The organism is Pseudomonas rhodesiae (assembly GCF_013285305.1).
In the GTDB taxonomy this organism is placed as follows: Bacteria; Pseudomonadota; Gammaproteobacteria; order Pseudomonadales; family Pseudomonadaceae; genus Aquipseudomonas; species Aquipseudomonas rhodesiae.
Genome location: NZ_CP054205.1, coordinates 638,649 through 654,875, shown reverse-complemented (window position 1 = coordinate 654,875; position 16,227 = coordinate 638,649). Strand labels below are relative to the sequence as shown.

Here is a 16,227-nt window from a genome sequence, read left to right as displayed (position 1 = left end):
CGCCCACCTGCTCCGTCCTACAGAATCTTCCCAGGCAGCCGATAAGGTGTGGATAAGTCCAAGCCTTGTTCCAGGGGAGTTTGCAGCATGTATCGTTGGTTAGCCGAAAAGCTGGGAAATGTCAGCGTCAAAACCAAACTCGCCGTCGGCTTTGGCCTGGTATTACTGCTGACGCTGATGATTACCTTCACCGGCTGGACTGGCTTGGGTGATGTGATCAGCCGAGGTGACAAGCTGGGTTACATCTCCAGTCTGAACAGCCTGACCAAAGACTTGCGCCTGGCACGCCTGGACTATGAAATGCGCCGCGGCGAACAAGGCACCACCGCTGTCAGCGAACTGCTGAACAAGCTCGACAGTGGTCTCAAGAACGCCCGCACAATGATCGAGCAACCTGCCGACGCAGCACTGATCGACGAGCAATTGGCCGCGGTGGATCAATACAAACGCGCCTTCAGCGATATGGCGCAAGCCGGTGCCAGCCGCGAAAACGCTCGCAGCAAGCTTGGCGATACCGCCGACAATGCCGTGCTCAAGGTGGGCGATATTGAAAAAAGCCTGCTGCAAGGCGACAGCGTTACTCAGTTCAACAGCGTAGTCAGCTTGAGCAAACTGATCCAACAAGCACGCTTCCAAGTGCGCGGTTACACCTACAGTGGCAAGGTCGAAGCCGAACAGCCGGCCCTCGATGCCATCGACAATGCCCTCAAGAAAATCACTGAACTTGAAGGCCAATTGCCGGCCGAGTTCCAGGCCAATCTGCAGCAGGCTGGCGTTTCGTTGCAAGCGTACCGCGCGGCCGTCAGCCAGTATCGCGACTCCCAGGTCGCTAGCGCAGCGGCGCTCAAAACCATGAGCGCACAAGGCGACATCCTGCTCAGCCACAGTGACAAACTAACCCTGTCCCAAACTGTCGTGCGCGACACCGACGCCGCCCACGCAAAAAACCTGTTGCTGCTCGCGACCATCCTGGCACTGATCTTCGGCCTCGTGGCCGCATGGGCCATCACCCGCCAGATCATCCTCCCGCTGGAGCAGACCCTCAAAGTCGCGGAGCGCGTCGCCTCGGGCGACTTGAGCCACAACCTGACCTCGCTGCGCCAGGACGAACTGGGTCAACTGCAACGGGCCATGCAAAGCATGACCGTGGGCCTGCGTGAGTTGATCGGCGGTATCAGCGATGGCGTGACCCAGATCGCCAGCGCCGCCGAACAGCTGTCCGCCGTGACCGAACAGACCAGTGCCGGGGTCAACAGCCAGAAGGTCGAAACCGATCAGGTGGCCACCGCCATGAACGAAATGGCCGCCACCGTGCAGGAAGTGGCGCGCAATGCCGAAGAAGCCTCCGAAGCCGCCGTGGCCGCCGACCAGCAGGCCCGTGAGGGCGACAAGGTGGTGGGCGAGGCGATTGCCCAGATCGAGCGCTTGGCCACCGAGGTCGGCAACTCCACCGAGGCCATGGGCGACCTCAAGCGCGAAAGCGACAAGATCGGCAGCGTGCTCGATGTGATCAAGTCCGTGGCCCAGCAAACCAACCTGTTGGCACTCAACGCCGCGATTGAAGCGGCACGGGCCGGTGAAGCCGGGCGCGGGTTCGCCGTGGTGGCCGATGAAGTGCGCAGCCTGGCGCAGCGCACCCAGAAGTCCACCGAAGAGATCGAAGAGCTGATTGCCGGCCTGCAAACCGGCACTCAGCAGGTGGCGGCCATCATGGACAACAGCCGCGGCCTCACCGACAGCAGTGTCGAACTGACCCGCCGCGCCGGCAGTGCCCTGGCCAGCATCACCCGTACCGTATCGACGATCCAGGCGATGAACTCCCAGATCGCCACCGCCGCCGAGCAACAGAGCGCCGTGGCCGAAGAGATCAACCGCAGCGTGCTGAACGTGCGCGACATCTCGGAACAGACCGCCGCCGCCAGCGAAGAGACCGCCACGTCGAGCACCGAACTCGCGCGCCTGGGCACCCACCTGCAAGCCCTGGTCGGCCGCTTCCGCGTCTGACCCCCTGTGTCACGGCGACCTGCCTCGGGTCGCCGTTGTCAGCCTGTGAAATTTCCTACGAGTTTTTCAGGCTCTCCCCACCGACAACAGAACTAGCGTTGAACTCAGTTCACCGCGTTAGCGCGCCCGTGGTGCGCCGATACGTTGACGAACGTCCCTCGTTCACTTGTCGGAGGTTAACCATGCTTCGTCGAATGACTCACCTATTGGGCGACGCCAGCGTCACCCTCAAACTGGCCCTGGGCTTCGCCCTGGTACTGGCCCTGAGCCTGGTCATCGCCGTGACCGGCTGGCAGGCCCTGGCCGCATCCCTTTACCGCTCGCAAACCCTCACCGTGCTCGCGCAATTGGCCGTGGCCGGCGAAGAACTGCGCTCCGATCGCATCGTTTACCGCACGCTGGACGATGCCAAAAGCCTCGATCGATTAAGCCACGGCATGGAAAAAGTCGAGGCCGCGCTGGCAGAACTCTCCAACCGCCTCAAAGTCGCCCAGTCCATTCAGTATTTACAGGAGATGACGCGTCTGTCCGATGCGTTCAAAACGACCCTCAAGGACATACCCACCCGCGTGGAGAAACGGGAAAACGCCCGCGAGCAATTGAAACAAAGCACCGTGCGCATCGGCGATGTACTGGCGCAACTGGCCAGCGACCTGCCGGATCAGGAGGATGAAAAGGCCCTGGATGCTATCGAGAATCTTCGCCAGGCCATTGGGCACGCCGAAGACAGCGCCCAGAGCGCGGCCTGGGCCGCCGATTCGCTGGAGGCCTACGCCCAGGCCGTCAGCGACGCGGAGCGCAGCCTGGAACTGACCCTCGCCGCCGTGGCGAAGCTGCCGGTGGATAACAGCGCGCTGACCAACGCCGTGCAAAGCATCCGCACCCATCTCACCCGCCTCAAGGAGGCGCAACTGAGCACCGAGACCGCGCAAGCCCAGTTAGAGCAACAGCTGGATCAACTGCTCGCGCAGAGCGACCTGTTGAGCCAGGACCAGACCCAACGACGCGACCTCGCCGCCGATCACGCACGCACCCAGACGTTGGCGACCACGGCCGCCGCGCTGATCTTCGGCGCCTTGGCCGCGTGGGTTATCGCCGGGCAGATCGTCAAGCCATTGCGCAAAGCCCTGGCGGTGGCCAATCGCATTGCCGACGGCGACCTGAGCCATGATGTCCAGACCCGACGCCGGGACGAATTGGGCCAATTGCAGTGCAGCATGACGCAAATGACGCTCAACCTGCGCGCCCTGATCGGCAACATCAGCGACAACGCCAGGCAGATCGCCAGCGCCGCCGAGGAGCTGTCCACGGTCACCGAACAGACTCGCTCGGGGGTCAACAATCAACGCGACGAAACCGAACAGGTCGCCACCGCCATGAACGAAATGCTGGCCACCGCCCAGGAAGTGGCGAGGCATGCCGAACAGGCGTCGATCGCCGCCAAGCAGGCCAACCAGCAAACCGAGCTGGGCGACCGAGTGGTGACGGATGCCGTGGCGCAGATCGAGCATCTGGCCCATGAAATGGCGCGCTCCAGCCAGGCCATGTTGGGGCTGCAACGGGAGAGCCAGAAGATCGGCAGCGTACTGGAAGTGATCAAGTCGGTGTCGCAGCAGACCAACCTGTTGGCCCTCAACGCCGCCATCGAAGCGGCCCGTGCTGGGGAGGCCGGCCAAGGCTTTGCGGTGGTCGCCGATGAAGTGCGCAGCCTCGCCCAACGCACCCAGCAGTCCGCCGAGGAAATCGAGGAACTGATCGGCGGTCTGCACAGCGGCACGCAACAGGTGGCCGACATTATGGACAACAGCCGCGCGCTGACCGATCAAAGCGTCGGCCTGACCCGCAACGCCGGCGAGGCCTTGATGGAGATCGCACGCACGGTGGGGGTGATTCAGGAAATGAACCCACAGATCGCCGCGGCGGCCGAGGAGCAGAGCGCGGTGGCCGAAGAGATCAATCGCAGCGTATTGAAGGTGCGGGACGTGTCGGAACAGACCGCCACTGCCAGTGAGCAAACGGCCGCGGCGAGCACTGAGCTGGCCCGCTTGGGCACGGATCTGCAGGCATGTGTGGGGCGGTTCAAGGTCTGAACGCGCCCCGGCCGATTACAGCACCTGGCGCAGGAAGGCTTGGGCGCGCGGGTCCTTGGGGGCCTCGAAGAACGCGGCGGGGGCCGCGTCTTCCAGCAACTTGCCGTGATCGAAGAACAGCACACGATCGGCCACTTCGCGGGCAAAGCCCATTTCGTGGGTGACGCAGACCATGGTCATGCCTTCCAGGGCCAGGGTCTTCATCACATCGAGCACCTCACCGACCATTTCCGGGTCGAGGGCCGAGGTGGGCTCGTCGAACAGCATCACTTTGGGGTCCATCGCCAAGGCCCGGGCGATGGCTACCCGCTGTTGCTGACCGCCGGACAAGCGGGATGGAAACTCGTTGGCCTTTTGCGCGATACCGACCTTTTCCAGCAGCGCCAAAGCCTTGGCCTCACGCTCCTGCTTACCGCGCTTGCGCACGACTTTCTGCGCCAGGCACAGGTTTTCCAGCACGGTCATATGGGGGAACAGGTTGAAGTGCTGGAACACCATGCCGACTTCGCGGCGATAGGCGTTCACGTCGGTTTTCGGATCAGCCAGTTGCAGGCCGTCGATGCTCACCGAGCCTGAGTCGAATTCTTCCAGGCCATTGAGGCAGCGCAGGAAGGTGGACTTGCCGGAACCGGACGGGCCGATCACCACCAGCACTTCGCCCTTGGCCACCTGGGTGGTGACGTTATCCACCGCGCGGACGACCTGCCCACGGGTATCGAAGACTTTTACCAGATCGCGGACTTCAATCACTTTGCGCGAGCCTCCGCTCAAGCCGGCTGGCCATTTTCGACAGCGGCAGGTTGATCAGCAGGTACAGGCCTGCGACGCAGAACAGGATTTCGAACGGTGAGAACGAGGTGGTGATCACTTCGCGGCCGCTCTTGAGCAGTTCGGTGATGGCGATCACCGAAACCAGCGAGGTGTCCTTGACCAGGCTGATAAATTGCCCGGCCAGCGGCGGCAACACGCGCTTGAACGCCTGGGGCAACACGACGTGACGCATCGACTGGCTGGCACTCAGGCCCAGGGATCGCGCGGCCTCGTTCTGACCACGGGTGATCGACTGCACACCGGCGCGCACGATTTCCGCCACATAGGCGCCGGTAAACAGCGACAGCGCGGCGATCCCGGCAAATTCGCGGGAAAGGTTGAGCACCGTGCCGATAAAGAAATAGAAAATGAAGATCTGCACCAGCAGCGGCGTGCCGCGCACCAATTCGACATAGATCGTCGACAGGTCGCGCAGGGTCGGGTTGCTGGACAAGCGACACAGGCCGGTCGCCAGACCGATCACCAGGCCCAGGATGCCGGACACCACCGACAGCCACAACGTGGTCCACAGCCCCCACATCAACGGGCCCAACGCCCAGTGCCGGGTCACACCGACCACATCGCCCTCGGCCACATCATCGCCGCGGGCCACTTGCAAGCTGTTGTCGGCGACGGTGAGCTTTTGCTCGACGCCCGCGTCATTGCGCAAGGTGACTTCGGCTGTGTCGCCATTGCGTACCAGCTCAACGACGGTGGAGATATCCGCCGCGCGCTGGGCAGTTTCCGCCTGATAGGCGAAGTACTGCGGTACGCGGTTCCAACGCCATTCGTAGGACATCAGCGAGGTGGCGTAATACAAGGCGCCGGCCAAGCCAACCAGCACGACCACCGTCAGCAGATGCCAGGGCCATTGGGCTTTTTTCTGTTTCATTGATCTTTCCGGATGTGTGTTGCCTGGTAGGCCGCCATTGTGGGCAAGGCCACTCCCACACTTGACCGAGTTCCAACAGTCAAACGTGGCAGTCTTGCCTGCGATGGGCGCTACGCGGTGTTCAGTCGGACCTTATTCCATGTCCTTGAGCCACTCGGAGCTCTTGAACCACTTGTCATGGATGCGATCGTAGGTGCCGTCGTTCTTGATCTGGTGCAGGAAGTTGTTGATGAAGTTGATGCTGTCGTAGTCGCCTTTCTTCAAACCGAACGCCAGGGGCTCGAAGGTGAACGGTTCGTCCAGGAACACCAGTTTGCCGTTGCCGACTTTCTTCTCGGCCACCACGTTGTACGGCGCGTCATACACAAAGGCATCGGCCTTGCCGTTGACCACGTCCAGTACACCTTCCTGCTCGTTGTCGTAGCCGTGGTACTTGGCCTTGGAGATCAGCTTCTTCGCGACCATTTCACCGGTGGTGCCGAGCTTGGAAGTCAGGCGGTATTTCTCGTCGTTCAGGTCTTTGTAGGACTTGATGGTGCCTTCCAGGTCCTTGCGGATCAGCAGGGTCTGGCCGACCACGATGAACGGTTCGCTGAAGTTCAGGCGCAGGTTGCGTTCCTGGGTCAGGGTCATGCCGCTGCCGATCATGTCGAACTTGCCGGTCAAGAAGGCCGGGATGATGCCGTCATAGCCGGTGGAGACCAGCTCCAGCTTGACGCCCATGGACTTGGCCATGGCCTTGAGGATGTCGACTTCGAAACCGATGATTTCGCCGCGCTTGTCCGTCATTTCGAACGGCATGTAAGTCGGGTCCATCCCGACTTTCAGCGTGCCGCGCTTGACCGCATCGTCGATGGCGCCGGCCTGGGCCGCAGTGGCCGCGACCAGTGCGGTGACGCCTAGCAGCAGCATCGAAAGATACTTTTTCATCATCAAGTCCCCTGAACGATTCTTATAAGGTCGGCGCACAAAAGGGCTGCGCCATTTCGGGGTGCGATCCTAACCCACTCACTGCCGGTCACAAAGGTTTCACGGGTAATTGTTATTGCGTATGTCGGAAAAGGCCCACAACGGGATGTTCGAGCACAGAGGGTAGACACGCGCGCAGGGGGCAACGGCAAATAATTGTTATGTAAGCAGTTATGACTTTCAGTCGATTTCCGTAAGCCAGTCGGTGTCCTTGAACCACTTGTCATGCAGGCGATCGTAGGTGCCGTCCTGGGCGACCTGATTCAAGAAATGATTGATCCAGTTGAGGCTGTCGAAGTCGCCTTTCTTCAACCCAAAGGCCAGCGGTTCGAAGGTGAACGGCTGCTCCAGCAAGAACAAAGCACTATTTTCCGCACGGCTCAGGGCGATCAGGTTATAGGGCGCATCGTGGATAAACGCATCGGCCTTGCCATCCACCACGTGGCGCACACCCTCCTCCGGGGTGGCGAAACGGCTCAATCGCGCCGCCCCCAGAAAGCGCCGCGCCGCGGCTTCGCCGGTGGTGCCTTCGGTGGTGGCGATGCGGTAATGGGGATCATCCAGGTCTTCAACACTGGTGACCTTGCCGACCAGGCTGGGATGCAGCAACACGGTTTGGCCTACCACAATGAAGGAGTCGCTGAAGTTGAGTTTCAGGTTGCGCTCCTGGGTCACGGTCATGCCACTGCCGATCATGTCGAACTTTCTGGCCAGCAACCCCGGTACCAACTCGGTGTAAGGCACCGAGACCAGTTCAAGCTCCACGCCCATGGCTTGGCTCATGACCGTGAGCAGGTCGATTTCAAAGCCGACGATACGCCCCTGCTTATCGGTCATTTCGAAGGGCACATAGGTGGGAGTGGTGCCCACTTTCAGCACACCACGCCGTACAGCATCGTCAATGGCGCCTGCCTGCACGTCCTGTTGAAGCCAGGCGACGGCGCTCAGCAGCAACGCCGCACAATACCTTTTGATCATGAATCCCCCTGTGGCCGAAACGAATTGGGGGGCGATCCTACCCCAGCCACGGGCACGCCAATACGCCCTTGGCAGGGGTATTTTGTTTCGAAATAACAAGGGGTTAGATCGTTTTTAGCGGGAAAGAAAACGTTGTAGGAAAAGCGCTTGAAACACCCCCGAGGTAAGCCCTCGGGGGTGTTTGAATCAGGCCGGTTGGGCCTGGGACGACAGCGGTTGCAGAGGCAGCAACGGCGCGTGCGGGTCAGCCTTGATCGAGCCACGCCAGGCGGCGAGCCACTCGGCGTGCCCTTCGCTCCAGACCAGCTCGTGCAGGCGGGCCAGGGCTACCGGATCACTGAGCAAGGCCACACGTTCGGCATTGTTGAGGCCGGCGGGGCCGACTTTCAGCGCATGGCGCACGCGTTCGGCACGCAGGTACTCGATCGGCTCGGCCTGACCGTGACGCGACGTCGCCAAGGCACAGGCCAGGGCGTTCTGCTGCGGGTCGACCACCGAGCGCACGAAGCCGTCGTGCAGGGCGTGCCAGCGATTTTCGTGGGTGTACTTGTCGGTCGACACCAGCGCCTGGGGCGGATTGTATTCCTCGGGGATCAGGAACAGGCTCTCGTCACGGGACTTGAGGCCCAGGTTCACCCGACTGGAGATCACTGACACCGGGATCGACAACATCAGCGACCCGACAATCGGCACCAGCCACCACAGGAAGCTTGGGTTCAACCACACCACCAGCAAGGCCCACAAGAAGCCCAGCAAGGTTTGCGTGCCGTGGCGCTTGAACGCTTCGCCCCAGGTGGTGGAGTCGTCATCACGCTTTGGCGAATTCCAGGTCGCGGCCCAGCCGAGGAACGCGGCGAGCACGAAACGGGTGTGGAAAATCATCCGCACCGGCGCCAGCAGCATGGAAAACAGCATTTCCAGCAGCATGGACATCGTGACCTTGAACTTGCCGCCGAACTCTTTTGCGCCCTTGGCCCAGATCAGGATGATGCTCAGCAATTTAGGCAGGAACAGCAGCACGATAGTGGTGGAGAACAACGCCACCGCCTTGTCCGGATGCCACTGCGGCCACAGCGGGTACAACTGGCGCGGCGCCATGAAGTACTGCGGCTCCATCAGGGTGTTCACCGCCAGCAACGCGGTGGACAGCACTAGGAACAGGAACCACAACGGCGCCGACAGGTAGGACATCACGCCGGTCAGGAACACCGCACGGTGCACCGGGTGCATGCCTTTAACCAGGAACAGACGGAAGTTCATCAGGTTACCGTGGCACCAGCGACGGTCACGCTTGAGTTCGTCCAACAGGTTCGGCGGCAGTTCTTCATAGCTACCCGGCAGGTCGTAGGCAATCCACACACCCCAGCCGGCCCGACGCATCAGCGCCGCTTCTACGAAGTCGTGGGACAGGATGGACCCGGCGAACGCGCCTTTACCCGGCAACGGTGCCAGGGCGCAGTGCTCGATAAACGGCTTCATGCGGATGATTGCGTTGTGACCCCAGTAGTGGGATTCACCCAGCTGCCAGAAGTGCAGGCCGGCGGTGAACAGCGGGCCATATACACGAGTGGCGAACTGCTGCATGCGCGCATACAGGGTGTCCATGCCCGACGCACGCGGCGCGGTCTGGATAATCCCGGCATCCGGCGTGGCTTCCATCAGGCGCACCAGGCTGGTCAGGCATTCGCCGCTCATCACGCTGTCGGCGTCGAGGACCACCATGTACTTGTAGTCACCGCCCCAACGACGGCAGAAGTCGTCGAGGTTGCCGCTCTTACGTTTTACACGACGACGGCGACGGCGATAGAAGATCTTGCCGAAACCACCGGCTTCGCGACACACGTCGAGCCAGGCCTGCTGCTCGGCGATGCAGATGTCGGCGTCGTTACTGTCGCTGAGCACGAAAAAGTCGAAGCGGTCCAGGTCACCGGTCGCGGCCACCGATTCGAACGTGGCGCGCAGGCCGGCGAATACCCGGGGCACGTCTTCGTTACAGATCGGCATCACCAGCGCGGTGCGGGCGTCTTTCGGGATCGGCTCGTTGCCGGCACTTTTACCGGAGATCCGGTATTTATCGTGGCCAGTGAGCAACTCTAGGAAGCCCATCAGCGCTGTCCAGAAACCGGCCGACACCCAGCAGAACAAAATCCCGAACATGATCAGGATGCTGGTTTGCAGGGCGTAAGGCAGCACCTGGGTGGCGGTCTGCAGCAGGGTCTGATTGCGGATTTCGTCGAAGTCCACCAGCGACCAGCCCTGGTACGGCATGATGCCTTTCATGTACCAGCCGGCCACGATGGTCTGGCCGAGCATCAGCACCAACAGGATATAGCGACGGATCGAACCGACGGTGCGCCAGCGCGCGGCCGGCAATACCCGTTCATCCTTCGGCGGTTTGGGCGGGTTGCTGCGCCCGGTGAGGCGACGCCAGCCGCGCACCAGGATATTGGTGCGCCACGGCTCCGGCACCACGCGGGTGCGATGGATCGGCGGCGTGGCTTTGAGGCAGACGCGACCGGCAGCATCGACCGCAAGCATTTCGGCGTCTTGCAGCTCTTCGGCCGTGCTGAGGGTCAACCGGCGACCCACCGACGCTTGAGCGGCGTCGACCGGTTCGTCGAAGGTCGCGGACGACAGGCGTTGATGCAATTCGGCGAAGGAGGAGCAGCCCGCCAGTTCGGCGCGCTGCTCTGCAGTCATCGGAAGATGCGCCAAATACTCGGACAGAGTCTCTGGCTGGACTTGAGAATTACTCATCGGCAGGCAACTGATAGCTCCAGGTTTCGGTCAGGACCTGTTCGGTCTTGATCGGCTCCGGTGTGGCTGGGGCAGCTTCTGGCTGCTTGGCTTCCTTGTCTTTGGCGTCTTTCTTGGCCTGTTTCTCGTGTTGCTTGGCCAATACCTTGTCGGCCTTGAGGACCTGGGTCGACACATGCTCAGGCTCTGGCTGAGCAACGTCCTGCACCAGGGCGGCACGCATTTCGGTCGGCTTGCTCGGGTCCTTGATCTTCATGCGCAGGGTCAGGCGCCAGCCTTTGGTGTGCTCGTTGTAACGCACGCTGTTTTCAACCAGTTCAGCGTTGTCACCCACGCTCACCTGGCTGCGCACAGGCGCGTCCGGCAGCAGTTTCTTCAGGGACGGGCCTTCGAAGTCCACCAGGTAAGCGACGCTGCCATCCGGCTGACGGATCAGGTTGGATTGCTTCACGTCACCGGTGGAACGCAGGGTCTGCTTGACCCAGGCACTGTCCGGCGAATGGAGCGCGGCGTCGTCCAGAGTCCAGTGCAGGCGGTAGGCTACGTCCAGCGGCTGACCGACTTCCGGCAGTTTTTCCGGGCTCCAGAACGCAACGATGTTGTCATTGGTCTCGTCGGCGGTCGGGATCTCAACCAGGTCCACGGAGCCCTTGCCCCAGTCGCCTTCAGGTTCGATCCAGGCGCTTGGGCGCTTGTCGTAGTTGTCGTCCAGGTCTTCGTAGTGGCTGAAGTTGCGACCACGTTGCAGCAGGCCGAAACCGCGCGGGTTCTCTACGCTGAAATTGCTGACCGACAGGTGTTTAGGGTTGTTCAGTGGACGCCAGATCCACTCGCCGTTGCCGGCATGGATCGACAGACCGCTGGAGTCGTGCAGTTCGCGACGGTAGTTGAGTACTTTGGACGGCTGGTTCGCGCCGAACAGGAACATGCTGGTCAGCGGGGCCACCCCGAGTTTGCTGACCTTGTCGCGCAGGAACATCTGGGATTTGACGTCGACCACAGTGTCGGTGCCCGGACGCAGGATCAGGCGATAGGCGCCGGTCGCGCGCGGCGAATCCAGCAGGGCAAAGATCACCAGGTGCTTGTCACCCGGCTTCGGACGCTCGATCCAGAACTCGGTGAACCGCGGGAATTCTTCGCCGGACGGCAGCGCAGTGTCGATCGCCATGCCACGGGCGGACAGGCCATAGACCTGGTCCTTGCCCACGACGCGGAAGTAACTGGCGCCGAGCATGGTCATGATTTCGTCTTGCTTGTCGCTCTTATTGATAGGGAACAGAACACGGAAACCGGCATAACCCAGTTGTTCGGTGGCCTTAGGATCGAATTTCACATCACCGAAATCGAAACGCGACGGGTCGTATTTGATTTCCTGAACGCTGTCAGCGGTGACTTCGTTGATTTTCACCGGCGTATCGAAGTGCATACCCTGGTGATAGAAGGACAGCTTGAACGGGGTGTTCTGATCGGCCCACTCGGCTTTTTCATTGCGGAAACGAATTTTCTGATAGTCCGCAAACTTCATTTCGCGGAATTCGTTTGGCAGATTGCTGCGCGGAGCTTCGTACTTCTGCCCGGCCAGCTCTTTTGCCTTGGCCGACACATCATCCAGACTGAATGCCCACAGTTGACCCGCGCCGAACAGGCAAAACAGGGCAGAGCCCGTCACCAGTGCGTTTCGTAACCGTTTGGCAGACAATTTTGGTGCATTACAGGGACTAACAATCACGAGCAACCCTCGCCGAAAACAGATCAAAAAACCAACGGCCAGCTATCTATATGCCAGGTTGGCGAGCATTGTTCCGACTACCCTGGGTCAAAATGATTCCCCAATGGTTGTCGGACAAGTCTCTACCTAAGTCAAAAATGGACCAAACAACGCTGATCCCCGTAGCGCGCGATTATCTAGTAGCCCGCGAGACAACGCATCAGGGGCAACGAAGTATTTGTAGCGAAATCCTGCGTTTTTAAGCATTAAAAGTCGTTTTCAATACATTCACGTCTGCAAGAGGAACGTCACAGGGCCATCATTGACCAAATGCACCTGCATATCCGCGCCAAAACGCCCCGACGCCACCCTGCCATGCAATTGTTGCGCTTGTAACAGCAAGTGCTCAAAAAGCGCCGCTCCCAGGGCCGGAGGGGCCGCCGTGGAGAAGCTGGGCCGCAAGCCGCTCTTGGTATCCGCCGCCAGGGTGAATTGCGAGACCAGCAGCAAACCGCCGTCAATGTCCTTGAGCGACAGGTTCATCTTGCCTTCGTCATCGCTGAACACCCGATAGTTCAGCAACTTGTGCAGCAATTTGTCGGCACTCTCAGGGGTATCTGAAGGCTCGACAGCCACCAGCACCAGCAACCCCTGATCGATGGCCCCCACGATTTCACCTGCTACCTCGACCCGGGCACCACGCACCCGTTGCAGCAGCCCCTTCATGCTTCTTCAGGCGGCAGGTCGAGCAAACGCCGGGCCATTTCGCCGGTCGCGCGCACCAGCGCGTCGGTGATGCCAGGCTCGGACGCCGCATGGCCCGCCTCGCGGATCACCTGTAGCTCGCTGTTGGGCCACGCCTGGTGCAACTCCCAAGCGTTATCCAACGGGCAGATCATATCGTAGCGCCCATGGATGATTACGCCAGGCAGGTGCGCAATCTTATGCATATCGCGGATCAGTTGGTTGGGTTCCAGGAACGAGTGGTTAGTGAAGTAATGGCACTCGATGCGCGCAATCGACAACGCCCGCTGCGGCTCGGAAAACCGCTCCACATGCTGCGGGCTCGGGCACAAGCCGAGCATGCGCCCTTCCCAGCCGGACCACGCCTTGGCCGCGTGCATCTGGGCGATCTGGTCGTTACCGGTGAGGCGCTTGTGATAGGCCGCGATCATGTCGTGACGCTCATCGGCCGGGATCGGCGCGATGTAGTCCTGCCAGTAATCCGGGAACAAGCGGCTCGCGCCTTCCTGGTAGAACCAGTGGATGTCCTGCGGACGGGCCAGGAAGATGCCGCGCACGATCAGGCCATGCACGCGCTCGGGATGGGTTTGCGCATAGGCCAGGGCCAGGGTCGACCCCCAGGAGCCACCGAACAGCACCCATTTATCGATGCCCAGGTGCTCGCGGATGCGCTCCATGTCGGCGACCAGGTCCCAGGTGGTGTTGTTTTCCAGGCTGGCGCGTGGCGTGGAGCGACCGCAACCCCGTTGGTCGAAGGTCACGATGCGGTACAGGTTGGGGTCGAAATAGCAGCGGCTCTGGGCGTCGCAACCGGCGCCAGGGCCACCATGGATGAATACAACGGGCAAGCCTTCGGGAGAGCCACTTTCATCGACATACAGGGTATGGGTGTCATCGACGGCCAGATCGTGCCGGGCGTAGGGTTTGATCTGCGGGTACCAAGTCTGCATTGCGCGCTCCGTAGGGGGTCGGGTTCATCCCTGGGGGGACGTCTATTATTCTGCCGTCTGGCACTATAAACCCGAATTGTGCAATGAGCATGTCCTTGAGCGCTTAGACCTGTGTCAGCCCTTCGCTCCCCAGGTAGGCAAGGCTTGGGATGAGGGCTTGGCAGTGGTGAGCGGGCTCGCTCACCACAGAGTTATTTCAACCTTTGAGACTTATGTAGATACCTATGGCTATCGGGGGCAAGCCCCTCCCACAGTTGGAACTGTATTTGGCTTAGGGTAAGGCCAACGCTGTAGATCCTCCCTAGCCGTAGCGCTTGCGTCCCCAGTCCAACAAACCTTCGAGCAACTGCTTCAATACCACTCGCGTCGGCTCAGCCAGGTCCGCGCGGTACTTGAACGGTTCGAACTCCTCCATATAGGTGCTCTGGCACAACTCCAACTGCACGGCGTGGATATTCTCGGCCGGGTTGCCGTAATGCCGGGTGATATGCCCGCCCTTGAAGCGCCCGTTAAGCACATGGGTGTACTGCGTGTGCCTGGCGCAGATGGCTTCGAGCTGGCCGGCCAGTTCCGGGTCGCATGCCGCGCCGTTGAAGGTGCCGAGGTTGAAGTCCGGCAGTTTGCCGTCGAACAGGTGCGGGATCACCGAGCGAATCGAGTGCGCATCGAACAGCAACGCATAGCCGAACTCAGCCTTGAGCCGCGCCAACTCTTCTTGCAGCGCGCGGTGGTAGGGGCCCCAGATTTTCTGCAGGTAGGTCGCCCGTTCCTCCTCGGACGGCTCCTGGCCTTCGACAAACAACGGCACGCCATCGAACAGGGTTTTGGGGTACAGGCCGGTGGTGGCGCCGGCGTACAGCGGCGTGTCGTCGGACGGTCGGTTCAGATCGATGACAAACCGCGAATACTCCGCCGACAAGGTGCTGGCCCCCAGTTCCTCGGCAAAGTCATACAGCAAAGGGATATGCCAATCGGTGTCCGGCAGGCTCTGCGCCTCGGGGATCAGCCCGGCCTTTACCGCAGGTGTGAGGCGCAGGCCGGCGTGGGGCATGCTGATCAGCAGCGGTGTGCGGCCTTGCTTGAAGTTCAGAACGTTATCCACAACGGTACTCCTTAAACGATGGCATCGACGCCATGGCGCACGACGCGTTTATCCAGTTCGCCGCCCAACCAGTAAGCCAGGTCGGCCGGACGATCGATCTGCCAGGCGACAAAATCCGCGACCTTGCCCACTTCCAGCGAACCATGTGTGTCGCCCATGCCCAGCGCGCTGGCCGCGTGTTGGGTAGCGCCGGCCAGGGCTTCTTCCGGGGTCATGCGGAACAAGGTGCAGGCCATGTTCAGCATCAGGCGCACAGACAGCGCCGGCGAGGTGCCGGGGTTGAGGTCGCTGGCGATGGCGATTTTCACACCGTGCTTGCGCAGGGCCTCCATAGGCGGCAACTGGGTTTCGCGTAGAAAGTAGAACGCCCCCGGCAGCAGTACCGCGACGGTGCCGGCGGCGGCCATGGCGATGGCGTCTTCTTCGGTCATAAACTCCAGGTGATCGGCGGACAACGCTTGGTAACGCGCCGCCAGGCTGGAGCCGTGCAACGAGGACAACTGTTCGGCGTGCAGCTTCAAAGGCAGGCCGAGTTGCTGCGCGACGTCAAACACTCGCGCCACTTGTGCAGGGGAAAACGCCAGGTATTCGCAAAACGCATCCACCGCATCCACCAGGCCTTCGGCCGCCAGGGCCGGCAGCATCTCCTGGCAGATATGCTCAATGTAGTCGTCGGCGCGATCCTTGTACTCCGGCGGCAAGGCATGGGCGGCCAGGCAAGTGGCGCGCACGCTGACCGGCAGCGCCTCACCGAGACGGCGAATCACCCGCAGCAATTTGCGCTCGCTGGCCAAATCGAGGCCGTAGCCGGATTTGATTTCCACCGTGGTCACGCCGTCACGCAACAAACTGCGCAGGCGCTTATGGGCGCTGGCGAACAGTTCATCTTCACTGGCGGCGCGGGTGGCGCGTACGGTGCTGGCAATCCCACCGCCCTGCGCCGCGATCTCGGCATAGCTCACGCCTTCAAGGCGTTGCTCGAACTCACCGCTGCGATTGCCACCGAACACCGTGTGGGTATGGCAATCGATCAGCCCAGGGGTCACCCACGCGCCTTGCAGGTCGTGGACCTGGGCGTAATCCGCGCTGGGCGCCTGGCTGCGCGGGCCGATCCACTCGATCAGCGAACCGGCGGTGACCATGGCCGCATCCTCGATGATCGAGTACTTGCCCTGGGCCATGGTTGCGACGTGGCAGTGTTGCCAAAGGGTTTTCATCCGACA

Annotated in this window: 12 protein-coding genes and 1 pseudogene; 3 read left to right on the top strand and 10 right to left on the bottom strand. The window is 61.2% G+C overall.

What is annotated here, in order from left to right:
- Positions 1-87: 87 nt before the first annotated feature.
- The 3 genes and pseudogenes from HRH33_RS26590 to HRH33_RS02795 all read left to right on the top strand — a co-directional run.
- Positions 88-1,146, top strand: a pseudogene (locus HRH33_RS26590) (methyl-accepting chemotaxis protein); the annotation flags it as partial.
- The gene (locus HRH33_RS26585; protein ID WP_371918509.1) at positions 1,132-2,004 is read left to right on the top strand and encodes a methyl-accepting chemotaxis protein; all 873 of its coding nucleotides are present in this window, start codon (positions 1,132-1,134) and stop codon (positions 2,002-2,004) included. The pseudogene HRH33_RS26590 and the gene HRH33_RS26585, both read left to right, overlap by 15 nt.
- A 182-nt stretch (positions 2,005-2,186) precedes the next feature.
- Positions 2,187-4,094, top strand: coding sequence for a methyl-accepting chemotaxis protein (locus tag HRH33_RS02795; RefSeq protein ID WP_167416733.1), 1,908 nt, complete (start codon positions 2,187-2,189; stop codon positions 4,092-4,094).
- A 15-nt stretch (positions 4,095-4,109) separates the two neighbouring features.
- Here the strand turns inward: HRH33_RS02795 and HRH33_RS02790 are convergent, their stop codons facing one another.
- The 10 genes from HRH33_RS02790 to hutI form a co-directional block, all read right to left on the bottom strand.
- The gene (locus tag HRH33_RS02790; RefSeq protein WP_034136558.1) at positions 4,110-4,844 is read right to left on the bottom strand and encodes an amino acid ABC transporter ATP-binding protein; all 735 of its coding nucleotides are present in this window, start codon (positions 4,842-4,844) and stop codon (positions 4,110-4,112) included.
- Positions 4,837-5,796, bottom strand: a complete 960-nt coding sequence (locus tag HRH33_RS02785) for an amino acid ABC transporter permease (protein WP_034095476.1) — start codon at positions 5,794-5,796, stop codon at positions 4,837-4,839. The genes HRH33_RS02790 and HRH33_RS02785 overlap by 8 nt, the downstream gene beginning before the upstream one ends.
- A 132-nt stretch (positions 5,797-5,928) precedes the next feature.
- Complete coding sequence (locus HRH33_RS02780) at positions 5,929-6,726, bottom strand: transporter substrate-binding domain-containing protein (RefSeq protein WP_034095475.1); 798 nt, start codon at positions 6,724-6,726, stop codon at positions 5,929-5,931.
- Between the two features lie 219 nt (positions 6,727-6,945).
- On the bottom strand, positions 6,946-7,743 hold the full coding sequence (locus tag HRH33_RS02775) for a transporter substrate-binding domain-containing protein (protein ID WP_034136555.1): 798 nt from the start codon (positions 7,741-7,743) through the stop codon (positions 6,946-6,948).
- 186 nt (positions 7,744-7,929) lie between these two features.
- Positions 7,930-10,500, bottom strand: coding sequence for a glucans biosynthesis glucosyltransferase MdoH (gene mdoH, locus HRH33_RS02770; protein WP_167416732.1), 2,571 nt, complete (start codon positions 10,498-10,500; stop codon positions 7,930-7,932).
- On the bottom strand, positions 10,493-12,172 hold the full coding sequence (locus tag HRH33_RS02765) for a glucan biosynthesis protein G (protein WP_244962437.1): 1,680 nt from the start codon (positions 12,170-12,172) through the stop codon (positions 10,493-10,495). The genes mdoH and HRH33_RS02765 overlap by 8 nt, the downstream gene beginning before the upstream one ends.
- Positions 12,173-12,496: 324 nt before the next feature.
- Positions 12,497-12,934, bottom strand: a complete 438-nt coding sequence (gene dtd / locus HRH33_RS02760) for a D-aminoacyl-tRNA deacylase (protein ID WP_034095472.1) — start codon at positions 12,932-12,934, stop codon at positions 12,497-12,499.
- Positions 12,931-13,902 carry a prolyl aminopeptidase gene (pip, locus tag HRH33_RS02755; protein ID WP_034095471.1) on the bottom strand — a complete coding sequence of 324 codons (972 nt, stop codon included), beginning with the start codon at positions 13,900-13,902 and terminating at the stop codon, positions 12,931-12,933. Before pip ends, dtd begins: the two co-directional genes overlap by 4 nt.
- Before the next feature lie 301 nt (positions 13,903-14,203).
- Positions 14,204-15,004 (bottom strand): N-formylglutamate deformylase, encoded by an 801-nt coding sequence (hutG, locus tag HRH33_RS02750; protein WP_040265741.1) that lies wholly within the window; start codon positions 15,002-15,004, stop codon positions 14,204-14,206.
- Between the two features lie 11 nt (positions 15,005-15,015).
- The gene (hutI, locus tag HRH33_RS02745; protein ID WP_167416731.1) at positions 15,016-16,221 is read right to left on the bottom strand and encodes an imidazolonepropionase; all 1,206 of its coding nucleotides are present in this window, start codon (positions 16,219-16,221) and stop codon (positions 15,016-15,018) included.
- Between the last annotated feature and the right edge of the window lie 6 nt (positions 16,222-16,227).